The following is a 25706-nucleotide window of genomic DNA, read 5'->3' on the forward strand; positions in this document are numbered from 1 at the left end:
AGGAAACTTTTTCGCTCACACTTAAATTTTCTTTGTTGAAAATTCTTGCGATATTACGGCTTACTAATAAATTGGACATTGCAATTCATACAATTTTTATTTGGGTTTGTCATTTTGATCAAGGGGGCTGACTTTTTAGTTCTTGGTTCTACTTCTTTAGGCAAAAGATTTGGGTTATCTGATCTTGTAATAGGGTTGACCGTTGTTTCGTTCGGAACCTCAACCCCTGAGCTTCTTGTCAATCTGGTTTCCAGTGTTAACGGAAGCGCAGAAATTGCCATCGGTAATGTAATGGGAAGCAACATTGCAAATATCCTGCTGATACTGGGCGTATCTGCGGCCATATATCCTTTACCGATTACAAGAAACACATACTTCATTGAGATTCCATTTTCTTTAACAGCCACTTTGCTGGTAGGCTTCCTGGCCAATGCTACCATTTCCTCTGCAACCGGCCCGCTCATCATCGGGAGGATCGATGGTCTGATTCTGTTGTTTTTCTTTTTGCTTTTTCTGGGTTACGTATATATTTCCACTAAGGAGAAAAAGGAAAAAAGGTTTGAAAAGGAATATAAGACCATTGCTATAAGCATGTCGGTCGGTTATGTTATATTGGGTATACTCGGTTTATATTTTGGAGGAAATTGGGTGGTGAATGGGGCGGTCCATTACGCGCAGCTTTTTAACGTCAGTGAATCACTCGTTGGCTTAACCATTATTTCGGTAGGCACCTCTTTGCCAGAGTTGGTTACTTCCGCCCTGGCTTCTTTCAAAAAAAATACCGACATAGCCGTTGGCAATGTAGTTGGTTCCAATATATTCAACATGTTGTGGATACTTGGTTTAAGTGCTATTGTCAAGCCGCTTCCATTTAATACGATCAGTAATATTGACATTATGATGATCGTGGCGGCCAGTACCATGCTGCTTGTCGCCGTAGTCATTGGTAAAACGCCAAGGATCAGCAAGTGGGAGGGTTATGTTTTTATTATTATTTACATCATCTATATCTATTATCTTATTCAAAGAGGATAGTAAAAGATCCGGGCATTGTCATGGACCATCAATTTGGTGTTTACATATTTAAAGACCAGTTGTAAGTATAATAATCAAGTCGATAGCCTTCAGGTATCTTGGTCGTTCTGTAGGTATTGATAAATTGTATCACCGACTGGCCATTCATGGTGAAATCTTTTTCATACCATTTAAAAATCATAGAAACGTTCACTTTCTGATTTTGATCTGCCACCTGGATAAAGTATTTGTCGTTAAGGGCGAGTTTGGTGCGATCATTTAATTGCTTATCCAGTTGCAGGGGAAGATAAGCAAAACTTGCCAGTCTAGGACAGCCTTTGGCAGCGCATGCGAGGGCAAAGTGAAACTTCGGATCTTTATAGTTACGCAATAATTTGATTATTTCCAGGGCATTCAGGGTTATCATTTCCCCGGCCACCTTGTGCTTTACTTTATCAAAAAAACCACTTTGGTCCAAAGCTGATTTCAGCGGATAATACTTTGCTACCTGATAAATGACGATCATGTTGTAGGCATTTATGTAAAAAGCAATTTTTTCATTGTCGGTCGTACGGCCTAAATCCATGGTACCGATATCTTGATAAATAGCTTCTGCCTCTTGCATGGATTTATTGATTTTATCGTAGCTAACACGTCCATTTTTGGTATATTTTTTCAAGAATGCGTCAACCTGTTGGTAAAACCGATTAAGATCCTGCGCTTTTGCAGAAAACAAAGTAAGGCTTAACAGAAGTGTAAAAATCTTTTTCATGATTTCGTAAATTTAGTTTGTTTGTATTGTGAGTTACAAGCTGCGCTTGTAGGCATTATTTTTTTACTTCACTATTTTTATAATCAGGTTAAATTTACATTTGGGTTAGGATGGTAACGGCCAATTTGATATTTTGATTAAAATAATAAGGGAGTCGATTTAAAGGCTACCATAGTTTACGGGAACGGCAGCCAGCCTGTTTAGACAAATAAAACCTAATGTCATCCCTTTGACAATTAGGTGACTTCATGAAACCAATTATCGCCTGGCCCTGTTTTGAACAAATAATATGAAGAACATAGTTATTATAGGAAATGGCATCTCCGGTATTACTGCTGCCAGGCATATTCGAAAAATGAGTAAGCACAAAATAACGGTTATATCCGCCGAGACCGATCATTTTTTTTCCAGAACGGCCTTGATGTATGTTTACATGGGTCATATGCGGTTTGACAATATCAAGCCGTATGAGAATTGGTTTTGGAAGAAAAATAAAATTGATCTGGTGCGGGCCTATGTTTCGAGCATCCAAACCGGTGACAAAATGCTCGTTCTGGATGATGGGTCTACCTTGAATTATGATGTGCTTATTCTGGCGGTTGGCTCCAAACCTAACAAATTCGGTTGGCCGGGCCAGGATCTCAAAGGGGTACAGGGCTTATATAGTTATCAGGATTTGGAATCAATGGAGCAATACACCGAAAATATAGAAAGGGGAGTGGTAGTTGGTGGTGGACTCATAGGTGTTGAAATGGCCGAAATGTTGCTGTCAAGGAATATTCCGGTAACTTTTTTGGTCAGGGAAGAAAGCTTCTGGAACGTTGTCTTACCACGGGAAGAGTCTGAAATGATTAATCGCCACATCAGGGAACATCATGTCGACCTGCGGCTTTCTACAGAATTGAAGGAAATATTGCCTGATGAAAATGGCCGAGCACAGGCAGTGGTTACCAATCATGGCGAAAAAATATCATGCCAGTTTGTTGGACTAACAGCCGGGGTAAGCCCCAATATCGGTTTTTTAAAAGACAGCGGGATTGAAACTCAAAGGGGAATCATGGTGGATCCTTTTCTTTTGACCAATGTGCCGGATGTTTATGCTATCGGTGACTGTGCACAATTCAGGGAACCGTTGCCTAACCGAAGGCCCGTGGAACAGGTATGGTATACCGGAAGAATGATGGGTGAGGTAGTAGCCCGTACCGTTTGTGGCAAGAAAACAGCCTATAAACCAGGTGTGTGGTTTAACTCCGCAAAATTCTTCGATATAGAATATCAGACATATGGGCATGTATGGTCACAATTAAAAGAAAATGAGGAGCAGTTTTATTGGGAACACCGGGATGGCAAAAAATGTCTGAAATTTGTCTTTGATAAAGCTTCCAGAAAACTGCTCGGTGTTAATGCTTTTGGCATAAGAATAAGACATGAGGTGCTGGATCAATGGTTGAACGAAGGACGAACCATTGAGTTCGTACTTGAAAACCTTAAAAAGGCCAACTTTGATCCGGAGTTTTTCAAGCGGCACGAAAGCGAGGTCATTGATTTGTATAACCGGCAAAATGCCGGCGCTAATTTAAATCTTGTAAAATAACTGAGGAACAAATGAAATTTATAAAGACCATTGGATTAGCCCTTTTTTTGGTGGGTTTTGGCATTTTTAATGCCTCATTTTTTCTGAATCAATTTCAGCTAAATGAAAAAATTATTCATACGTACATCACCGATAGTCCGAAGCAAAACCTGTTCAAAGAGCAGGCCTCAGCGCTTATGGACCAGCAGATTTCCTCTGGCTTCACCTTTGTTGGCAAGGTGTCAGCTATTTTTGAGGCTATAAATGAGGAAGCCCTTCAAAGTTATTCCATAAAAGAAGATGAAATTGACAAAATCATAGCCAATGCCCGTAAAGGAGATGCATTTAGTTTTCAGATTCAGGCGCTGTCGGAGGTTTATCCCGGAAATGATCCTGTGAGTGCGTTTAAACGCAAAGCTTTCAGTGATTATGGGAACTGGCTTGATGGCAGAAGCTTTGATGATAGGGAAACTTTTAGAAGCAACCTGCAAAATGTCGCCGGCAATATCAAGGAATATGGGATTATCAGCCAAAAGGGATTTGATACATACACCATCAAAAATCTGAAATATAGTCTTACAAAGGCAGCGAGCATTGGCCCGGTTAATAATAACCCGGTAAAATATTTGTGGTTAACCTATGTTTTGTGCATTGCCGGCGCTATGTTATACATTTTACCAAAGATTAAGGATGGCCCTCCCGGTATCAAAAACAATGGTATATTTCACAGTGCCATGAAAAATGTGGGCTGGTTGGGTATCCTTACAGGTACATATCTGATTTTGTTCTACATTTTTCTTTATTTCTATCCTGAATACATGACCACCTGGATTATTATGGTCGACCCGATCAGTGAATTTTTAAAAGGTAGTGAGGCAGGCCGGTTTTTTTTGTATGGATTTATCTATACCCTCTGTATTTTGGTAATGGGTGTTCGCATGCTGATAAAATACAGGCACAGCAGGTACCAAATGGTAAGAACAGTTTCAGTGATGTTCTTTCAGACTGCCTTTGCCTTTTTGATCCCCGAAATACTGTTACGTTTGAATCAACCGTATTTTGATTTTAAGAATATCTGGCCCCTGGATTATGATTTTTTCTTTGACAATGAGTTGAGTACGCTGGTTAGCAGCGGAGGTTTGGGAATATTTATGCTGGTTTGGGGTATTGCGCTGATTTTGATTGCGGTACCTGTATTTGTCTATTTTTTTGGTAAAAGATGGTATTGCTCATGGGTATGCGGCTGCGGGGGATTGGCTGAGACACTGGGAGACCCATACCGGCAATTGTCAGACAAGTCTCTGAAAGCATGGCGTGTTGAAAGGATACTTATTCATGCTGTTTTGGTTTTTGCGGTTTTGATGACGGTTGGCGTACTATACACTTATTTTACAGGAACCGGGTCATTGATGGGGATAAGCACTTACAAAATCAGAGAGGTTTACGGCGCCTGGATAGGTGCAGGCTTTGCAGGTGTTGTGGGTACAGGTTTCTATCCGTTAATGGGTAACCGTGTCTGGTGCCGTTTCGGTTGTCCTTTGGCTGCCTATCTGGGCTTAGTACAGAGGTTTAAATCAAGGTTCAGAATTACCACAAATGGTGGACAGTGTATTTCCTGTGGTAATTGTTCAACTTATTGTGAAATGGGTATCGATGTGAGATGGTATGCACAAAGAGGTCAAAACATTGTGAGATCCTCCTGCGTAGGGTGTGGGGTTTGCTCTTCTGTTTGCCCAAGAGGTGTGCTAAATCTTGAAAACAGGGATGAAAACGGAAGGTTCGGCAAACCGATTTTGATTGGAAATGATAGTTTTAAGGTAGAAGCCTGATCATTTGGAGGCAAATCTGCCTGATTTGTAATATTCAATCCCGGTAATTGTACAGGCGTATGAAAGTTTTATAAAAAAAGTACAGGATTAAGTTTATGATTAAAAATCGATAGTCTCAAAGGCTTTTCAATCATATATTACCTCATAAAACAGCTAGGTATGCATTTTAATAGTAGGAGATAAAGCAGCACTGGCTATGGGGTTAAAATGAATAATATCCGGAGGTCATTTTTTGGGATTACTATCAACCGCATCATGTTGGCGGTGTTTAGTTTTATTATACTGTTGGCAGGATATTTTATTTACGATATTTACCGGAAAAACCTGAAATATGCTGAAGAAAAGGTGCTGGCCCAACTGTTGGCTGTTGCTAATTCAATTAGCGTGGCCATCGACCCGCAGAGTTTAATCAACCTCACACATAAATATCCTCGTAAGGATGATATCCTGACAAACAGCCAGGATTCCGTTTACAACCGACTCCATAGATTACTTGCTGTCCATTGCCGAATAAATGCCCTGGAAAGCCCCATTTACGTACTGACGTTTAACAAACCTTCTCAAAAGTTTGAATTTTTAGTGACGAGTGCTGAAAATCCATATTTCCGGCACACCTTTAGTCAGGTTCCCGAGGTGCTGAAGGAAAAATATGATACTGGCGGATGCATTACTGACTACCAAACCGAGAACGGTCGGTGGTTGTCTGCTTTTGCACCGGTTAAAGGGGTTGAAGGTGAAACGATAGGCGTAGTCCAGGCAGATCATGAGTTTAATTCCTTTCTTAGTAAAGCGAGGGATAAGCTATGGAAAAATATAATTATCGCCGTAGCCATCATTTTAGTTTTGAGTTTCATGCTATTTAGATTTATGAAAAAGTCTTTGGGGAGGGAGGAGGAGATACGCAAAATCTTAGTAGAAAAGAACAGGGAGATCATTGGTCAAAACGAAGAGATCCGTGCACAGCATGAAGAAATTATCGCCCAGAATGAAAAAATTTCCGAGAATAACCTTGCCCTGGAAAAAAGTAAAAAGATCATTGAAGAAAAAAACACCCTGCTGGAAACTACCAATCAACTGCTGGACCAAAGAGTGCAAGAACGAACCAAGGCACTTGAGGAGTCCATGGAGAATCTGGACAATTTCCTTTATCGCTCCTACCATGATATCCTGGGGCCCATTGCCACTTTAAAGGGTTTATGTGGACTATCCAAAATGGAAAACCTGGATGACATATCACTTTCATATTTTGAAAAGATGGATAACTCAGTTGATAATCTCAAACAATCTATTAGAAAAGTAAATGCCGTTTATGAATTGAAGAACAGACATTTCATCTCAGAGGATATCAAATTGGCGTCGCTGATAAAGAAAATAACAGCAAAGCAGCAATATCTGTTACAAATAAAAACTGTTTCATTGCATAATCATGTGCCCTCCGGATGCCATGTCCATACCGATTTGTTTTTTTTGGATTTGATGCTGAGCGATATTATTCGCAATATTCTGACCTTTTCAGGCAATCATGAAATAGAACCCATATCGTTTCATATAAAAGAGGTCGGTATTAGCGAAGTTACACTCCGGATCAGCGATCCTGGTTCCCGGGAAATTTTTCTGAACAGTTACTTCAGAATTCACGAAAAAGATGCTATTTCTGTTAATCATGATCTTTACATTTTCCATAATGCCCTTAAGAAGCTCAAATGTCGAATCATAAATTACGATGATCCCAGAATCGGGCAAACCATGGAAATAATTATTCCGAATTTAGGTTAACCCCCGGGTAACTGTCATGTAATAGACATTATGTCTTCTTTGGTAGGCAATCATTCTTTAAGTTTTATTATTTAAATAACTTTGCATTATCGTGAAGCAAACAGTTAAGGTTATTATCCCTGCATTTAATGAGCAAAATTCGGTAGGTAAGGTGGTAAGGGATATTCCTAAAGATCTGGTCAACGAAGTGATTGTAGTTAATAATGCCTCCACCGATGACACCAAAATCAATGCCTGCCGTGAAGGCGCTACGGTTTTGGATGAGCCAAGACAAGGATATGGTTTTGCCTGCTTAAAAGGCATTGAATATGTTCAGTCAAACACGAACCAAATTCCTGATATTATTGTATTTATTGATGCTGATTATTCGGATTACCCGGAGGAGTTGCCGGAACTGGTCAGGCCCATTGTTGAGCAAAATGTCGACCTGGTGATTGGTTCAAGGGCATTAGGAAACCGTGAAAAAGGTGCTATGACTTTTCCGCAAATATTCGGAAATTGGTTAGCGACAAACTTGTTACGATTGTTTTACGGTGTAAAATTTACGGATCTTGGCCCTTTCAGGGCGATAAAATATAATAGATTAGTGGCCCTGGATATGCGGGATACCACCTATGGCTGGACCGTTGAAATGCAGTTGAAAGCCGCTAAAAAAAAGTTCAAATGCATTGAAGTACCCGTAAAGTATAGAAAACGGATAGGGTTTTCTAAAATCTCGGGAACGGTAAAGGGAACTTTGTTGGCAGGTTACAAAATTTTATGGACGATTTTCAAATACATATGACCTTACACGGCTTATGGAATTGGCAGTAGTTATTATCTATTCACTGGCTTTGTTAATGATCTTTTTGTTTAGCCTGGGGCAGCTTAACTTAAGCTGGCATTATCTCCGTGCCAGAAGAAAAGAAAATGCCGCCCAACATCATCCGGAACAGGTGAAAGCGTGGCCCATCGTCACTGTGCAGTTGCCTGTTTACAATGAACTCTATGTGATTAACCGCCTGATCGATGCCGTAGCCGCCATTGACTATCCAAGGCAGAAGTTAGAAATTCAGGTGCTGGATGATTCCACAGACGAGACTGTCAATGCTATTGCGGGCAAAGTTGCTTTGATCAGAAAGCAGGGCATTGACATTCACCATGTGCGCAGGCCTGACAGGGAAGGTTTTAAGGCGGGCGCCTTGAAATATGGCTTAGAGATAGCCAGGGGTAGTTTGATCGCTGTTTTTGATGCGGATTTTGTTCCGGAACCTGATTTTTTAAAGGCTACAGTCCCTTATTTTACTGATAAAGAAGTAGGTGTGGTGCAAACCAGATGGGGTCATTTAAACAAAAACTATTCTTTACTGACCCGGCTTCAGGCATTTGGTCTGGATGCGCATTTTTCAGTTGAACAAACCGGGAGGAGTGCTGCCGGAAGTTTTATTAACTTCAATGGAACAGCCGGGGTATGGCGTAAGGATTGCATAGAAGATGCCGGAGGATGGTCGTCAGAAACACTCACCGAAGATTTGGACCTGAGCTATCGCGCCCAGTTGAGAGGATGGAAATTCAGGTACCTGGAAGAGGTAGAGGCACCCGCCGAATTACCTATTCTCATGTCAGCGGTCAAGTCCCAGCAATATCGCTGGAATAAGGGGGCAGCCGAAACCGCCCGTAAAAATTTAGGACAGGTGCTGCGTTCACCTATTCGCCTCGTAAATAAAATTCATGCTACCTTTCATCTTTTTAACAGTTCGATCTTTGTATGCCTGCTGCTGGCAGCCGTTTTTAGCATTCCCATGTTATATATCAAATTCCTAAATCCCGGCTTCAACTTCATATTCAATTTGGGCAGTATATTTTTGTTGGGTTTTTTCTCTATTGGATACTTTTACTGGGTGGCTGCCAAAAGGATGGAACCACACCGCACATGGAAATACTTCTTTAAAACCTTTCCGTTTTTTCTGACTGTGTCTATGGGACTATCGTTACACAACGCTTTTGCTGTTCTGGAAGGGTTGTTCGGGCGTAAAACCCCTTTTATCAGAACACCAAAGTTCAATGTCACTGATCACAAAAAAAGATGGAAAGGCAATATCTACATCAAAAACCACATTAACCTGATGACAGTCATGGAAGGTGTTTTAAGTATTTATTTTATCTTTGGAGTAGCATTTGGCATCCATCTGCAGGATTTTGGTTTGATTTTATTTCACCTGATGCTCGCTGCAGGTTTTGGCAGCGTCTTTTATTATTCGGTGAGGCCAGCCTTTTATGAATAATCCGCTTAAAAATATAAACGCATTCCTTCCTTATTGCTTATTGATTGTTTCTCTCACAGGATACCTTTACATGGGGTATTTCCTTGAGCGTTCCTCAGCTATCCCACTGATGCTTACGTATTCTATTTTGTTTGCCATTTACGGGCTATTGCTTTTTAAACTGAAAAAAACGGCGCTCATTAGCTTCTCAGTTTTTTTTTCCCTGTTGATTCGCCTTTCCCTGCTTTTCGCCTTACCTAACCTTTCGGATGATTTTTACAGGTTTATCTGGGACGGCAGGCTGCTTAATCATGGTATTAATCCATTTATTCATTTGCCATCTTATTATATAGAAAACCCCACCCTATCTCCGGAGGGAATCAACCGCGACTTATATTTGAAGTTAAACTCACCGGAGTATTTCACAATTTACCCGCCCGTCAATCAGTTTATATTCTGGCTTTCCGCTTTACTCAGCCCCAATTCAATAGTGGGCTCTGTGATTGTCATAAGGGTGTTTATACTGTTGGCTGAAGCCGGGAATTTTTACATCATAGATAAACTGCTGAATATTTATAACCTGCCCTGCAAAAACCTGCTGATATATGCATTGAATCCATTGGTCATACTGGAGCTTAGCGGAAACCTGCATTTTGAAGGGGTTGTAGTATTTTTTGTCTTGGCCGGTGTTTATCTTTTGAAGAGGCATAAATTACTTTATGCGGCCGCTTCCTTTGCCCTTGCGATTAGTACCAAACTGATTCCGGTTATCTTTTTGCCTTTGATCTTCAGTAAACTTTCTTTCAGGAAAACCCTGTACTTCTATTTAATGTGCGGCCTGGTTACGCTGCTCACTTTTTTGCCTTTACTCAGTACGGAATTTGTGCAAGGTGTCAGTAGCAGCTTTTCTTTGTATTTTAAAAAATTTGAATTCAATGCCAGCCTTTATTATTTACTACGCGCCTATGGTTATCACCTGGAAGGATACAATATTATTGGCACCGCAGGAAGTTTTCTGGCCCTGATTACCTTTATGGCTATCGTACACTATGCCTTTTATGAATCTTATACCAGGCAAAATACTTTGCCTCACTGCTTTTTATGGGCCCTTTTGATTTACCTTTCCTTCACTACTACACTTCACCCCTGGTACATTATACCGCTAATCGCCTGTTGTTTATTTACCAGTTACCGTTTTCCGGTGCTTTGGGCGTTTTTGATTTTTTTCACGTACCTTCAATATAAACCCGAGGGATTCCTGGAGAATCTTAACCTGGTGCTGATAGAGTATGCCTTGTTGTTTGCATTTTTGTTGTGGGAGTGGGGGCGAAACTATTTTCAAAAGATGGGTTTATCACGTGATATACAGTGCTGATATCACCACAAAGTATTGCCCATATGTTCTATTCTGAAAGTTTAAATGGCATACACGGCAGGAAGTGTAAGAATGGGCACAAACCTTACCAGTGAAATTAATGCGGGGTTCGATTCACCCGGAGACAGGACAGAACCGAACCGCTTCAACAGCTTCTTTCAATTTTTACTATTCCAGCTATTTTTTTGGCCTGTTGCAGCTAATTTTTAACGGGAGGAACTATCCGCAGGGAAATGTTATGTGAACAACATATTTAATGGTTTTTGTGTTGATCCGGCAGCTAATTATACATGATTTGACGTTTCATTACTCCTTTGATTTTCCGCCTAAAATGAAATTGAATCCCATCGCAATTCAAAATAAATTCGACCCGGAATTTTGTAACAACTAAATATCAGTATGGATGGAGCGAATCAGTTTTTTTTTAATTTTATTTTGTGTTTTTTGGCTAAACAGTAAAGCCGCTTTAAGAAAAGACATGACCTGGCATGAAGGCACGGTCATTTTTACTAATCAAACCGCTGCATCCGGAGAATTGCATCTGGACATGGAGTTAGGTTTACTGCTTGTGAGGCAATCGGGTAGCATCAAGACTTTTCCCGCCTTTAAAGTAAAACACATTCAACTTTTCGACGAAAAATACGGCAAACCCCGGTTCTTTATTTCGTTGCCCTACAGAACACCCAGGTCTAATCAGAGTGCCAACCTGTTTGAGGTAGTACTGAGGGGTGATCTTATTGTTTTAAGAAAAGAACAAACCGGTCTGGCAACAAAGGTAGAGGCTTTCATAGGAAACCGCAATAACGTTATAGACCCTTATGATGAAGGTTATTACGTTTATTATCTCTACGATGGAGAGAAAATAACCAAACTTCGGTTGCTGAATAAAAAAAGAATGGCTTTATTGATGAAAAAATATGGTCAGGAGGTGAAAGGCTACATAAAAGAGAAGCACATCATACTCAAAGATACCTACAGCCGGATTAAGGTGATTGCCTACTACAATGCCCTTTCCCAATGCAAGAGGGACGGCGATCGTTAACCTGGCACGGAACCTCCGAATACTTCAATTAATCCGGTCATAATGTCGCTTTTGTCATGAATAAATGCAATTTTCATGACAACTTTTCGCATTTTTTTTATCGAATCACGGGTGGTTCATTATTTGATATGTGGGTTCATGATGATTTAAAACACTATAATTCATATGAACTTTAATAACTACACGATAAAATCGCAGGAAGCCATCCAAAAGGCTGCTGAACTTGCCGGATCCCTGGGACAGCAGGTGATAGAAACCGGTCATTTGTTGAAGGCTTTGCTTTTGTCAGATGAAAATGTTATTTCATTTTTGATCAAAAAGCTGAATGTCAACCAAAACCAGTTAAACACAAAGCTGGACGAAGTAATCGGTACTTATCCGAAGGTCAGCGGACAACATCCCTATTTATCAAATGATGCGCATGCCGTGCTCACCAAGGCGAGTCAGTATTTAAAAGATTTTAAAGATGAATACGTAGCCATTGAACACATCCTGTTGGGATTGTTGGCTGGCAAAGATAAGGTGGCCACCTTGCTGAAGGATCTGGGATTTAGTGAAAAAGAATTAAAACTCGCTATCGAAGAATTAAGAGGAGGAAATACGGTGAAAGATCAAAACGCAGAATCAAAATATAAGTCGCTGGAAAGGTATTCCAAGAACTTAAATGCGTTGGCTAAAGCTGGGAAGATAGACCCTGTTATTGGGCGTGATGAAGAGATCAGAAGGGTTTTGCAGATTTTATCGCGCAGAACCAAAAACAACCCCATGCTGGTTGGAGAGCCAGGAGTAGGTAAAACGGCTATTGTGGAAGGTATGGCCCAGAGGATTGTGGACGGAGATGTGCCCGAAAACCTGAAAACCAAGTCCATTATATCGCTTGATATGGGATTACTCATAGCCGGAGCCAAGTATAAAGGGGAATTTGAAGAGCGGCTGAAGGCGGTTATCAAAGAGGTAACTGATTCGGACGGGGAGATTATCATGTTTATAGATGAAATCCATACCTTGATTGGTGCCGGGGCCGGAGGTGAAGGGGCCATGGATGCTGCCAACCTGTTAAAGCCGGCGCTGGCGCGGGGGGAATTGCATGCCATTGGTGCCACAACCTTGAAGGAATATCAGAAATACATTGAAAAAGACAAGGCATTGGAGCGCCGGTTCCAGACGGTAAATGTCGGAGAACCCAATGTACAGGACGCCATCTCTATTTTGAGGGGGATCAAGGAAAAATATGAGCTGCACCATGGTGTACAAATTAAAGATGGGGCGGTTATTGCCGCGGTAGAATTATCCAACCGATATATCTCAGACCGGTATTTGCCGGACAAGGCCATTGACCTGATGGATGAAGCCGCCTCAAAATTGAGGCTTGAAATCGACTCGCTGCCTCAGGAGTTGGATGAACTGCAACGCAAAATCATGCAACTGGAGATTGAAAGAGAGGCTATCAGAAGAGAAAAGGATAAAGAAAAAGAAAACAAGTTAAGCAAAGCAATCGCTGAACTGGTGGAACAGCGAAATGATCTGAAAGCCAAATGGGAAAACGAAAAGGAAGTGATACAGGGCATCCGGCAGGAGAAGGAAAACATAGATAAACTGAAGATGGAGGCTGAACAGGCTGAAAGAAACGGGGATTTTGGCAGGGTGGCTGAGATCAGGTATGGCAAGCTGCTGGAAAGCGAAAACAAGCTGGAGCAACTGAGAGGCAAGATGGCAGAAATGCAGGGAGAGAGTTCATTGATCAAAGAAGTGGTCGAATCAGAGGATATAGCCGAAGTAGTGGCCAAATGGACCGGTATACCGGTCTCCAAGATGCTTCAAAGTGACCGCGAAAAGTTGCTGAATCTGGAAAGAGAGTTGGGCAATCGGGTAGCGGGTCAGGGAGAGGCGATCCTTGCTTTATCCGATGCTGTGCGACGAAGCCGTGCCGGGCTGCAGGATCCGAAAAGGCCCATCGGTTCTTTTATTTTTCTCGGTACTACAGGTGTTGGTAAAACTGAACTCGCTAAATCGCTGGCTGAGTTTCTCTTTAACGATGAAAATGCCATGGTACGGATCGATATGTCTGAGTATCAGGAAAGACATGCGGTCAGCAGGTTGATCGGCGCCCCTCCCGGTTATGTAGGTTATGACGAGGGAGGCCAGTTGACTGAAGCGGTACGCAGGAAACCTTACTCCGTGATTCTGCTGGACGAGATAGAAAAGGCCCATCCCGATGTTTTCAATATTCTGCTTCAGGTTTTGGACGATGGCCGGCTTACGGATAATAAAGGCCGGGTGGCGAACTTTAAAAACACCATTATCATTATGACTACCAATATAGGTTCACACGTTATCCAGGAGAATTTTGAAAAGCTCGATGATAGTAATGAAGATATGGTGCTGGAGGAAACCAAAAATCTGGTTTTTGAACTGCTGAAGAAATCAGTGCGCCCCGAGTTTCTTAACAGGATCGATGAAACGATTATGTTCAGACCTCTGTCCAGGGCCGATGTACGTAAAATTGTGGATATTCAGTTTAAGCTGGTGCAGGGCAGGTTAAAAGAAGGGGGCGTAACGATAGATGCCAGTGAAGATGTATTGAACTACCTGGCCGAAATCGGTTTTGATCCGCAATTTGGTGCGAGGCCATTGAAACGCGTATTGCAAAAGATAATTTTAAACGAGTTGTCCAAGGAGATTTTGGCAGGCAATGTCCATCAGGATTCAGTAGTTGGCATAACACTGGATGAGAACAAAAAAATCGTATTTGAGAATCTGGATCGTGTTGCATTGAATGATTAAAGATATAAGGTTTTAAGGTTGAATTAGTTTTGAGTTTATTGTTTACCGGAGCGCCAGCTCCGGTTTTTTTTGCGGTCATAGCATAGGGCTGTCCAATAAGCTTGATCTGGTCGGGAAACAGCGAATTTTATTTGGCTCAGTATGGCTTAACTCCTCCCTTGAGGGCATAGCCATCAGTTTATTGAATTTTATATTTTATAAGCAAAACCCTCTGTCTCTCTTTGTGCCTTTGTGCCTCCGTGGTGAACAAGGGTTAACCACGGAGGCACAAAGACACGGAGAGACACCAAGAATTTTGTCGAAAACGTTGTGCGACCGCCACGTCCGCTTGCGGTGTTCATTGTTTTTGTGTTTAAATAATTGGATGCCAAATAGTTAAATGGATTTAGGCTGACGGCTATACCCTCGAAGGGGTACAGGGGGTGTGCCGGTCGTTGAAGCCAATAAAATTTGGTTGCGATTCGAAACGTCATACTTATTGGACAACCCCATTTTCCAGATCTATTAAGATTAATTATAAATAGCATTTATATGGTATGCATGCATACTATATTTTAATTAAATCCCTTAAATTTGACATAAAAAAAAGCCCTGCTCAAGAGCGTGGGCTTTAACAATGGTGGTGCTGAGTGGACTCGAACCACCGACTCACGGATTTTCAGTCCGATGCTCTACCAACTGAGCTACAGCACCGCCGAAGTGGGTGCAAAGCTAAATAATTTTGAAATTGCTACAAATATTTTAATAAATAATTTTTAATATTGATTGAAAGCTTTTTAAACGACATAAAATGCAGTATATATCCCAAATTGCCTTTGTTCTGGTCCTTATTCTGGCAGGTTATTTTCTCAGTAAAAGAATAAGGCAAATTCGCAAAAACATCTTAATGGGAAGGCCCATCAATCGATCGGATAAATCTCCCGAACGGTGGAAAGCCATGTTGCTGATTGCCTTTGGCCAGAAGAAGATGTTTAAAAATGTACTACCCGCTTTGCTTCATTTATTGATTTATGTCGGTTTTCTGATTATCAACCTCGAGGTTCTGGAGTTTATACTGGATGGCCTTTTTGGGACTCATCGGTTGTTTGCCCCTTTTTTAGGGGATTTCTATACGGTTTGTATTAACTTTTTTGAATTCCTGGCTGTGGGTGTTTTGTTTTCATGTGTTGTTTTTCTGATACGCAGAAATATCCTTAACGTAAACCGGTTTTCGGGTCTTGAAATGACCTCCTGGCCCAAACTGGATGCCAATCTGATCCTGATCATTGAAATTGTATTAATGCTGGCCATTCTCACCATGAATGCCACTGATCAGATTTTGCAGGCCAGAGGCCATATGCACTATACAGCTACCGGCAGTTTTTTCTTCAGCAGTATTTTAATACCGCTGTTTGAGGGGTTAAGTGATCAGGGTTTGATAATGACCGAGCGGTTTGCCTGGTGGTTTCATATTACAGGTATCTTTGCTTTTGCCATTTATGTGACTTACTCCAAGCATTTGCACATATTTTTGGCTTTTCCCAATACCTGGTATGGCAATTTGGAAGCACCTGGTAAAATTGAAAACATGCCTGTGGTTACCAATGAGGTAAAAACCATGTTGGGCATGCCTGCCGAAGATGGTCACGCGACGCCGGCCAATCCCGATGAAATCGGTCGTTTTGGGGCTAAGGATGTAAATGATCTAAACTGGGTAAACCTGATGAATGCTTATGCCTGCACTGAATGTGGAAGGTGTACCAGCAATTGTCCGGCTAGTATGACGGGTAAAAAATTATCTCCCAGAAAAATCATGATGGACACCAGGGACAGGTTGGAAGAGGTTGGTGAAAGTCTTTCCAAAGGTGGTAAGGGATTGGAAGACGGGAAATCGTTGCTGGGTGACTACATCTCTAAAGAAGAGATCAATGCCTGCACCTCCTGCAATGCCTGCGTAGAAGCCTGCCCGGTTAACATCGATCCGCTGGCAATCATTCTGCAGCTTCGAAGATACGTTGCGATGGAAGAGTCTGGTTCCCCTGCCTCATGGAATGCCATGTTTTCCAATATAGAGACCAGCTTTTCACCCTGGAAGTTTGCCCCTACCGACAGGTTTAACTGGTCGGAGGAATTAAAACAAAACCCTAAATCCGAATAGCTATTATTTAAAACGATTCAAAGTATACAAAAGCATATATATATGAGCGAGTCCAGTTATCAGATACCTACAATGGCTGACATGTTGGCCAGGGGAGAGGTTCCGGAAATCCTGTTTTGGGTAGGGTGTGCCGGTTCATATGACGACAGGTATAAGAATGTAACCAAGGCTTTTATTAAAATATTAAAAAAGACCGGCACCAGCTTTGCAGTTCTGGGGCCTGAAGAAACCTGCACAGGTGACCCGGCGCGGCGTGCCGGCAATGAATTCCTTTTTCAAATGCAGGCAATGGCCAACATCCGGGTTTTAAATGGTTACGAAATAAAAAAAATTGTTACCGCCTGTCCACACTGTTTTAATACGCTGAAAAATGAGTACCCTGAATTGGGAGGAAACTATGAGGTGATCCATCATTCCACCTTTTTACAACAACTCATTCATGAAGGTAAAGTAACCCTTAAAGGCGGTGGTTCCTTTAAAGGGAAAAAAATCACGTATCATGACTCCTGTTATTTGGGCAGGGCCAACAATATCTATGAGGCGCCACGTCAGGTATTGCAGGCACTGGATGCCGAATTGGTGGAAATGAAGCGCTGCCGTACAAAAGGGCTTTGCTGTGGCGCCGGTGGGGCACAGATGTTTAAGGATGCTGAAAACGGGAAAAAGGAAATCAATATCGAACGCACCGAAGAAGCACTGGCCACAGGGGCCGAAATCATTGCTGCCGCCTGCCCATTTTGTATGACGATGATGTCTGACGGCGTGAAAAATAAAGAAAAAGAAGATAAGGTGAAAGTGCTGGACCTTGCTGAGCTAATTGCTAAGTCCGAAGGGTTGTAAAAATCCAATAACTCCACCACCACCTTACCTCCCTGCGTACGCGTCTCACCAACTGAAGCCTCTGTATCTCTTTGTGTCTTTGTGCCTCTGTGGTGAACAAGGGTTAACCACCAAGACACCAAGACACGGAGAGACACCAAGAATTTTGTCGAAAACGTTGGGCAACAGCCACGGGACGCCGGTGCCATTGGGCGTCATTTTGTTGATTTTGTTGATTAAGGCTTTTTCTATTAACCCTTCCTTTTTTTTTGCGTTAAAACGGATAAAGCCGGCAGATAATTTCAAAACTATTTACCGTAAAATATGAGGTAAAAGTATAAATTTGTAATTGACTGACCAAAACGCTGCCCAAGTGTGGCAGATTTGGCTTTTTGTCTAACTGAAACCCGTTATCAGACGGATTTGATTGAGAAGATATGTTTGTACCATTTGAAGAAATGCCCAGGGATTCCCGGGTCTGGATTTATCAGGCAGATAGAACTTTAAGCCCTGCGGAGATAAAACTGGTTGAAGACCACACGCAACAATTTCTGGAGCAGTGGTCGGCGCATGGTGAGGGGCTCAAGTGTTCAAGAACTTTGTTGCATCATCGGTTTTTGGTGATTTCCGTGGATGAAAACCATCATGCAGCTTCAGGTTGCTCCATTGACAGCTCGGTACATTTCATAACCGAACTAGGGAGGCAACTAGGAGTAGATTGGTTTAACCGTACCAAAATTGCTTTTATAGTCAACAGTGAGGTATTTATTGAAAACAAAAAAGACCTGAAGCAAAAAATTGCCGAAGGCAAAATTAACAGTGATACGCTTACTTTTAACAACCTTGTCACAAACATCGAAGAATTTGAACAAAACTGGTTGATACCGGCAGGTGACTCCTGGCTGAGCCGTTTTTTTATTTGATTAAAATAGCGTTTTTTACTACAATTTCGGCCTGGAATGGCTCGTTGTGTAATAAAAATAATCCAGTTGAATCAGGCAATTTTAATTAGTTTTATGAAATTGCTAAATTTATGTTATCCATATTAGATTTGATCATATGATGAATAGAGTATTTTTCTTATGTGTAATCTTATCGTTGATTGTAAGTCTTCCGTTAATAGGACAAAGTAAAAAATCCTTAAAGAAGGGTAACAAAAAGTATAAAAGGGGGGAATATGAGCTGGCTATCGCTATTTACGAGAAAGCATTGGACAAAGGTGGAGATACAGGGGCTTCTAATTTCCAGATCGCCGAGTCTTACCGGTTGTCACACCGCATAAAAAAAGCTTTACCCTATTACAAAGCCGCTATTGACCAGAATTACGATGATGAGAGAGCCAGGGTCTTCTATGCATTTGCCTTAAAGGCTAATGAGAAATATGAAGAAGCTGAGCAGGTATTATCCAACTATCTCGACGTTGGTGAAGTTGACTCTTTAAGAGTCCTGGCCGAGAATGAGTATAACAATCTTAGAAATCTAAGTGAAATAAAAGAGAAAAACAGCTATTACCGGGTCAAAAACCTGGCGGATATCAATACCCCGGATGCGGAGTATTCGCCTATTTACAACAATGGGGAATTGTATTTTACCTCTTCCAGAGGCGGAGGTAAAATGTATAAGGCCACGGGGACCTCTTTCACCGATATCTACAAGGTGAAAACCAAAGGGGCCAGGGTTGATGTAAATACGGTTGAAATGCTCAACAACCTTATCAATACACCCAAGGTGAATGACGGTTGCGTGACGTTTTCCAGAGATGGGCGAACCATGATTTTTGCAAAAGGAAACAGTGGCAGGAAAAGAGGGACATCGGAGGTGAATTTATATAGCACCCGCTACCGCAAAGGTGAATGGGCAGAACCTAAAATGCTGAGGATCAGTACGCCCAATACCTGGGATTCCACACCGGCTTTCAGCCGCGATGGCCGCACCCTTTATTTTGCTTCTTATAACAGGGAAGACAGTTATGGCGGCGTGGATATTTACCAGGCTAAACTCGACGGGCGTGGCCGGTGGGGCAATGTGAGAAATATGGGGCCTGCGATCAATACCCCGGGAAACGAAATGTTTCCTTTCGTGGCCGATGATGGAAAATTGTATTTTGCCTCTTCGGGTCATCCGGGTTTGGGGGGCCTTGACCTTTTTGTAGCAGAAAGAAAAGGGGGTAAAATTACAGTGGTGAACCTGGGTAGCCCTATCAATTCTGCAGCAGATGATTTCGGTTTATACCTGTATTCCCAGGACAAGGGATTTTTCTCTTCCAACCGTTTAGGGGGTAAAGGAGATGATGATATCTATACTTTTGTGAATAATGATCCAAACCTGAAAGTGGTTAATTACTTCCTCGCGGGAACCACGGTTACAACTGACGGTCAAGGTAATGAAAGTATCCTCGCGAGTACTAAAGTCAAGTTGATCGGGGCAAATGGTGACCTCATTGAAGAGACTACCACCAGCACTGCCGGAACTTTTCAATTCAGGGTTTACGAGGGCGAGAATTATACACTGGTGGGTGAAAAAGAAGACTATTTTACCACCAGAGGGGAATTTACCATGATTGGTAAAAGTATTCCACAGGAGGAATTGGTGAAAATGGTCACTAATAAAACTTTTGAAACCAAGTTAACCCTGGAAACCCTTGAACTGGAGAAGATCATTGTACTTGAAAATATCTTTTACGACCTGGACAAATGGGACATCAGAGAAGATGCGGCCCTCGAGCTCGATAAGCTGGTCAACGTGCTGAATGACAACCCGGAAATCAGCATTGAACTAAGCTCCCATACGGATAGCATTGGTTCTGATGACTATAACATCAGGTTATCTCAACGCAGGGCACAGTCAGCGGTCGATTATATTGTTAATACAGGAATAGAGCGCAACAGGCTGGTAGCCAAAGGTTATGGTGAGTCCAGGCCCATCGCGCGAAACACCAATCCTGACGGCACCGACAACCCGGAAGGCCGGCAGAAAAACAGGCGTACCGAATTTAAGATAATCAGTATTAATAAGGCCAGAAAACTGAATAAAGATAAAAAAGACGACGGCATCCTTGACGAAGACGATATCGATTTTGATGAGGATCTTGATGAAGGAAATTAAGGGAATTCAGAAATAATTTTTTATAATCGTCTAAAATGCAGGATCGATATATGCAGCGGGGTGTTTCTGCCTCAAAAGAAGATGTTCATAACGCTATCAGGAATATTGACAAAGGGCTTTACCCCAATGCTTTCTGCAAAATAGTACCGGACTACACCGGTGGAGATCCTGCCTACTGTAACATTATGCATGCCGATGGGGCTGGTACCAAGTCCTCCCTGGCTTACATGTACTGGAAAGAAACAGGTGACCTTGCTGTGTGGAAGGGTATTGCTCAGGATGCCATTGTGATGAACGTCGACGACTTGCTCTGTGTCGGCGCCCTGGATAACATGTTGCTCTCATCCACCATTGGGCGCAACAAAAACAAAATTCCGGGTGAAGTGATAACAGCCTTGATTAACGGTACCGAAGAGGTTTTGCAAATGCTTAGAGACCACGGTATCAACATCATCGGCACCGGAGGGGAAACAGCCGATGTCGGTGATTTGGTCAGGACGGTGATTGTTGACAGTACTGTCATGGCACGGGTACAAAGGGAAGATATCATAGAAAATCATATTCAACCCGGTGATGTAATTGTCGGGCTCTCCTCTTACGGGCAGGCTTCCTATGAAACGGCATACAACGGTGGGATGGGTAGCAACGGGCTTACCTCCGCGAGACATGATGTGTTTGACAAGTATCTGGTGGCCAGGTATCCTGAAAGTTTCGATAGAGAGGTTCCCGAAGCGCTTGTTTATAGCGGAAAATATCAACTTACCGATAAAGCTGACAGCACCCCCCTGGATATGGGCAAACTGGTTTTATCCCCAACCAGAACATATGCGCCCATCATGCAGGAAGTTTTTAAGACGCATAGGAAAAATATCCATGGCATCATCCATTGTAGTGGCGGTGCCCAGACTAAGGTGCTGCATTTTCTTGATAAAAATCATGTGATCAAAGACAACCTTTTTCCCGCCCCGCCATTGTTTCGCTTTATTCAGGAAGAAAGCAATACAGATTGGAATGAAATGTATAAAGTATTTAATATGGGACACCGCATGGAAATTTACCTTAACGAAACCCATGCAGGTGATATCATAGAAATCAGTGAAACCTACGGGGTGGAAGCCAGGATCATAGGAAGGGTAGAAGCCTCAGCTTCAAAACAGGTCACCATTCAAAGCGAATTTGGCTCGTTTGTTTACCGGTAATCCTGTAAGAAAACTAAAGAAAACCAAAATTTAGAGCATGGACGAAATTCGCATCCGTCATGTCGAAGCTAAAATAACTAAACTCGGATTGGAATTACCGGAACCCTCTGCTCCGGGAGGATCGTATGTATCGGTCAATGTAAGAGGAAACATAGCTTACGTGGCGATCCAGTTTCCTATCAGGAATGAACAATTTCTCTATCGAGGCAGACTTGGTGAAGACTTAACCACCCATCAGGGATATGAAGCCATGCAACTCTGCGCCCTGAACGTGCTATCCCAGATCAACGCCAAAGTTGGATTCGATAAGATTGAAGGACTGAATCACATCGACGCTTACTTTCAGGCTGGGGGTGATTGGGATGATGCCCCATCGGTTGTGGATGGTGCCTCCGAACTTTTTGTTAAAGTGCTTGATGAGGCAGGTAAACATTCCAGGGCCATTTTTGGTGTGGAAAGACTACCTAAAAATTTTTGTGTCGCCCTTACGGCAACTTTTACTTTAAGCAATTGAACTACAGGCTGGCAAGTAGGCTGATTTGCCGCATTATATTTGTTGGATCGCATAAACCCGGGAAAGTTGGTTAAGTATTTGAAATGGACAACGATTGGTATATTTCTGGTCATTATCACTTATTTATTGATGGCACTTATCCTCTCTGTTCTGCCAACCAATCCTTCCCCGGTACATTGTCCTGAAAAGCAAGAGATATTTGTTACCACCAATGGTATCCATTTGGCATTAATACTCCCGAAGGCACTTATTGATGAGCGCTTCCGGCTTCAACTGAAGACACCCGCCGGCGTGAATTTTATAGCCTTTGGCTGGGGAGACAGGGGGTTTTATCTCAACACACCGGAGTGGGCCGACCTTCGAATTCAAACGGCGGTGAAAGCCTTGTTTGTCAAGAGTGAAACGGCCTTGCATGTCACCAACTACTATAAACCCGGAGCCTCATGGAAAGCTGTGTCCGTATGCCCCTCGCAGGTAGCAAGTTTAAATGATTTTATCAGGAAATCCTTCAAAGTCGACGGGGATTCCTTGCTTTTGGAGATTGAGGGCGCAGGTTATGGCCAAAATGATAAATTCTATGAAGCCGTCGGAAGTTACACATGTTTCTATACCTGTAACAACTGGGTCAATGAAGGTTTAAAAAAAAGCAAAATCAAAACATCCTGGTGGTCCCCGTTTGATCATGGGGTTTTATACCATCTCAACCGCGAAATGCAGGATAGAATAATTCCGGTTCCATGCACGTGTATTTGTATATGAATAAACCTCTAACCAATTTATAATGACTTTTTAACCTAAAATGGGATTCAAAATCACACCACCATCGATTACATATTCACTTCCGGTAATGAATGACGAGTCATCCGAAGCCAGGAAGGTAACAAGTTTAGCAATATCACCTGATTCGCCAAACCTTTTCATAGGAACCCGGTTTTGCATGGCTGAGCTGAACTCATTGATGGCTGACTCATCAAGCCCCGCTTTGCCAAAAATGGGCGTTTTCACCGGCCCCGGGCATACCGCATTGACCCGGATTTTTTTTGGTGCCAATTCATAAGCTGCGGTTCGGGTTAATGAGTTCAAAGCTGCTTTACTGGCAGCATAGGCAGCGGTGTTGGGCATACCGGAATAGGCATTGATGGAAGACAGGTTGATAACCGAGGCCCCTTCACTAAGTATTGGAATAAATTTCTGCAGGGTAAAAAATGCCCCTTTAAAATTAATATTCATGCTATCGTCGAATTGTTCCTCGGTTAGTACTTCGATAGGTGCCATGGCTACGACCCCGGCATTGCTGAAAAGGATGTCTATTTTGCCAAATTTTGCTTTGACCTGCTCCACCAGATGGTCTGTATCCGACAGGCTGGATTGATCCGCGACGATACCCTCGGCACCCAACTCCCGGGCAGCCCGGTTTACAGCTTCCGGATTTCTTCCGGTAATAACAACTTGTGCACCATTGTCAATCAAATCTTTGGCTGATGCATAACCAATACCGCTATTACCTCCTGTAACCACGGCCACTTTTCCATTTAGTTTTGTCATTTTTGGTTTATTTAATAGAACGAATGTTCCAAAATTAGGTTACAACAATTTCGTGATAAACATTTTATGATTCGTTTAGAATTCCGTGATACTCCTGTGATACTTGGAAAGCTTTTTTGCGGGGTAAATAAAAATCTAAACAAACATGAAAAAACTATTGGTAATTTTAATTCTAAGCACTACCCTGTTCGCCGCATGCAGCGACGATGATGAGGGGACACCTGCACCACCTGAGGTGAATATCGATGAAATTGTGGAGGGTATATTGGATACGCTTCCTAACTTGACCGGCAATTTTGAAACTTACGTATTAAATTCAGTAGCCAATCCTGACATTAACGGCAAGGCGATATTTGCAGAAAGAACGGATAATTATAGTTATGTGATTATCTCTCTGGACGGAACCCCGTCCGGAGGAAGTCATCCCGCCCACATTCACAACGGCATGGCCCCTGGCCCCGGAGATATAGCCATTAGCCTGGAAAATGTCGACGGCAATACCGGTATTAGCATGACCGAAGTTATCAGTGATGATGCCGGCGCAAATATCAGCTATGGAGCATTGACAAGTTTTGATGGTTATATTAATGTACATTTAAGCGACACTGAACTGGAAACGCTGGTAGCACAAGGAAACATTGGTGCCAACGCAGGCATCATTCCTTTTAAGGTGACCATCGAGAATGTTAGCCGCGCATTTGATTTCTTCCAAAGTGGCGTTTTCAATACACCTGTCGGTGCGCTGTCACCTGGCCCGGTATTACCTGGCTCAGGAGATACTTACCAGTTCTCATTTTACGCTGGCCCCAGTGTTTTACCGAACACCCGAACCAGGCTTTCTTTTCTTACCATGCTGGTTGCTTCCAACGACCTGTTTCTGGCCCCCCTTGGCACGGGTATCGATTTATACGATGAGAACGGCAACCCGATAAATGGTGATATTACTGATCAGGTGTTTTTGTGGGATGCCGGCACTGAGGTAAACAGGGCACCAGGCAGCAGCGATCAGCCAGGTCCCGGTAATATGCCTCCGGGTTCGGGTACACCTGAGACTGCTAACATTCAATTATTGGAAGAAGTGGGAGGTGTAATTCCTGTGAATATAACCAACGACACCGATATGCAAGAGACTATTGATTACCCTGCTGTTAATGAATTGGTAAAGGTTTCTATCGACAATGATGGGGTTTTCTTTACAGTTACTATTGAAAACCTCTCTGCCGGAACAATTGTAGAAACACCTTTGTCACCAGGAGGATATTTAGTTCACACGGCTGATAATCCAATATTTACCAATAGTGAACCTGAAAGAGGGAACGGTATCGAACAGATAGCGGAAGATGGGGATGCCAGTGTTTTCGGCGATTTTCTTGTTGCCAATACCGGTTTGACTGTTCCCCTTTCACCTGGTGTCTGGGCGTTGCATGAAGATGGTGTCAATGCCTTGTTCGACTCCGGCTCTCCGGATCGTGGCGAAGGTTTGGTAGCCATTGCGGAAGATGGTGACCCCGGTGCATTGGGTGCAGCCCTGGCTGCAAATGCCAATATAATCAGCAGCGACGTGATCGACACACCCGACGGAGCCGATACGCCGGGACCTATCGGGCCAGGTGGTTCATATTCCTTCACGGTCTTCGCACAACCTGGTTACAATCTGGCATTTTCCATCATGTTTGTCCAAAGCAATGACTGGATTTATACCTTCAGCCAGGGTGGAATGCCACTTTTCAAAAATGGGTCACCTGTCAATGGAGATGTTACCAATGCTATATTACTATATGATGTGGGAAGCGAAGTAGATCAGTTTCCCGGCGCCGGTTTAGATCAGGTCATTAGGCAAAGTGGGCCTGACACCGGCGCTAATGATGAAAATAACGTATTAAGGAGACTTAATTTTGACGATACTGATCCCTTTGAAATTCCACCGACCAATCAGGTGGTCAAAGTGACTGTTACACCTATTAATTAATTATTTATTC

19 protein-coding genes and 1 tRNA gene are annotated in these 25706 nt (G+C 42.5%); 17 read left to right on the top strand and 3 right to left on the bottom strand.

Going from position 1 to position 25706, the window contains the following annotated elements; all coding sequences use genetic code 11:
- Window positions 1-78 precede the first annotated feature (78 nt).
- On the top strand, window positions 79-1035 hold the full coding sequence (locus AC04NP_RS03310; protein WP_482857976.1) for a calcium/sodium antiporter: 957 nt from the start codon (window positions 79-81) through the stop codon (window positions 1033-1035).
- A gap of 40 nt (window positions 1036-1075) precedes the next feature.
- On the opposite strand, the gene AC04NP_RS03315 is transcribed toward AC04NP_RS03310, so the two are convergent.
- Window positions 1076-1786 (bottom strand): DUF547 domain-containing protein, encoded by a 711-nt coding sequence (locus AC04NP_RS03315; RefSeq protein ID WP_482857977.1) that lies wholly within the window; start codon window positions 1784-1786, stop codon window positions 1076-1078.
- A gap of 289 nt (window positions 1787-2075) precedes the next feature.
- Between AC04NP_RS03315 and AC04NP_RS03320 the strand changes: the two genes are divergently transcribed.
- From AC04NP_RS03320 to clpB, 8 genes are all read left to right on the top strand, one after another.
- The gene (locus AC04NP_RS03320; RefSeq protein WP_482857978.1) at window positions 2076-3380 is read left to right on the top strand and encodes an NAD(P)/FAD-dependent oxidoreductase; all 1305 of its coding nucleotides are present in this window, start codon (window positions 2076-2078) and stop codon (window positions 3378-3380) included.
- Between the two features lie 11 nt (window positions 3381-3391).
- On the top strand, window positions 3392-5188 hold the full coding sequence (locus tag AC04NP_RS03325; protein ID WP_482857979.1) for a 4Fe-4S binding protein: 1797 nt from the start codon (window positions 3392-3394) through the stop codon (window positions 5186-5188).
- Window positions 5189-5395: 207 nt separating this feature from the next.
- The gene (locus AC04NP_RS03330) at window positions 5396-6964 is read left to right on the top strand and encodes a phytochrome family protein (protein WP_482857981.1); all 1569 of its coding nucleotides are present in this window, start codon (window positions 5396-5398) and stop codon (window positions 6962-6964) included.
- A gap of 91 nt (window positions 6965-7055) precedes the next feature.
- The gene (locus AC04NP_RS03335; RefSeq protein ID WP_482857982.1) at window positions 7056-7748 is read left to right on the top strand and encodes a glycosyltransferase family 2 protein; all 693 of its coding nucleotides are present in this window, start codon (window positions 7056-7058) and stop codon (window positions 7746-7748) included.
- Window positions 7749-7761: 13 nt separating this feature from the next.
- On the top strand, window positions 7762-9228 hold the full coding sequence (locus tag AC04NP_RS03340) for a cellulose synthase family protein (RefSeq protein WP_482857984.1): 1467 nt from the start codon (window positions 7762-7764) through the stop codon (window positions 9226-9228).
- Window positions 9221-10582, top strand: coding sequence for an MptA/MptB family glycosyltransferase (locus AC04NP_RS03345; RefSeq protein WP_482857985.1), 1362 nt, complete (start codon window positions 9221-9223; stop codon window positions 10580-10582). The genes AC04NP_RS03340 and AC04NP_RS03345 overlap by 8 nt, the downstream gene beginning before the upstream one ends.
- A 478-nt stretch (window positions 10583-11060) precedes the next feature.
- Window positions 11061-11624 carry a hypothetical protein gene (locus tag AC04NP_RS03350; RefSeq protein WP_482857986.1) on the top strand — a complete coding sequence of 188 codons (564 nt, stop codon included), beginning with the start codon at window positions 11061-11063 and terminating at the stop codon, window positions 11622-11624.
- A gap of 165 nt (window positions 11625-11789) precedes the next feature.
- The gene (clpB, locus tag AC04NP_RS03355; protein ID WP_482857987.1) at window positions 11790-14408 is read left to right on the top strand and encodes an ATP-dependent chaperone ClpB; all 2619 of its coding nucleotides are present in this window, start codon (window positions 11790-11792) and stop codon (window positions 14406-14408) included.
- A 617-nt stretch (window positions 14409-15025) separates the two neighbouring features.
- On the opposite strand, the gene AC04NP_RS03360 is transcribed toward clpB, so the two are convergent.
- Window positions 15026-15101, bottom strand: a tRNA-Phe gene (locus AC04NP_RS03360).
- A gap of 97 nt (window positions 15102-15198) precedes the next feature.
- Here AC04NP_RS03360 and AC04NP_RS03365 point away from each other — a divergent pair.
- The 7 genes from AC04NP_RS03365 to AC04NP_RS03395 all read left to right on the top strand — a co-directional run bounded on the left by AC04NP_RS03365 (window position 15199) and on the right by AC04NP_RS03395 (window position 22941).
- On the top strand, window positions 15199-16545 hold the full coding sequence (locus tag AC04NP_RS03365; protein ID WP_482857988.1) for a 4Fe-4S dicluster domain-containing protein: 1347 nt from the start codon (window positions 15199-15201) through the stop codon (window positions 16543-16545).
- 42 nt (window positions 16546-16587) lie between these two features.
- Window positions 16588-17385, top strand: coding sequence for a (Fe-S)-binding protein (locus AC04NP_RS03370; RefSeq protein ID WP_482857989.1), 798 nt, complete (start codon window positions 16588-16590; stop codon window positions 17383-17385).
- 416 nt (window positions 17386-17801) lie between these two features.
- Entirely contained in the window at window positions 17802-18287 is a 486-nt protein-coding gene (locus AC04NP_RS03375; protein ID WP_482857991.1) for a hypothetical protein, read from the top strand.
- A 136-nt stretch (window positions 18288-18423) separates the two neighbouring features.
- Window positions 18424-20469, top strand: coding sequence for a CHU_0125 family OmpA-like outer membrane integrity protein (locus AC04NP_RS03380; protein WP_482857992.1), 2046 nt, complete (start codon window positions 18424-18426; stop codon window positions 20467-20469).
- A 35-nt stretch (window positions 20470-20504) separates the two neighbouring features.
- The gene (locus AC04NP_RS03385; RefSeq protein WP_482857993.1) at window positions 20505-21668 is read left to right on the top strand and encodes an AIR synthase related protein; all 1164 of its coding nucleotides are present in this window, start codon (window positions 20505-20507) and stop codon (window positions 21666-21668) included.
- 37 nt (window positions 21669-21705) lie between these two features.
- Window positions 21706-22182: a RidA family protein gene (locus AC04NP_RS03390; RefSeq protein WP_482857994.1), complete on the top strand. Its 477-nt coding sequence runs from the start codon at window positions 21706-21708 to the stop codon at window positions 22180-22182.
- Window positions 22183-22248: 66 nt separating this feature from the next.
- Window positions 22249-22941: a DUF2459 domain-containing protein gene (locus AC04NP_RS03395; protein WP_482857996.1), complete on the top strand. Its 693-nt coding sequence runs from the start codon at window positions 22249-22251 to the stop codon at window positions 22939-22941.
- Between the two features lie 30 nt (window positions 22942-22971).
- Here the strand turns inward: AC04NP_RS03395 and AC04NP_RS03400 are convergent, their stop codons facing one another.
- Window positions 22972-23727, bottom strand: a complete 756-nt coding sequence (locus AC04NP_RS03400; RefSeq protein WP_482857998.1) for a glucose 1-dehydrogenase — start codon at window positions 23725-23727, stop codon at window positions 22972-22974.
- Window positions 23728-23872: 145 nt separating this feature from the next.
- Between AC04NP_RS03400 and AC04NP_RS03405 the strand changes: the two genes are divergently transcribed.
- Window positions 23873-25696 (top strand): spondin domain-containing protein, encoded by a 1824-nt coding sequence (locus tag AC04NP_RS03405; RefSeq protein ID WP_482857999.1) that lies wholly within the window; start codon window positions 23873-23875, stop codon window positions 25694-25696.
- The last annotated feature ends 10 nt before the right edge of the window (window positions 25697-25706 follow it).

This window comes from Agaribacillus sp. DX54 (assembly GCF_056858335.1).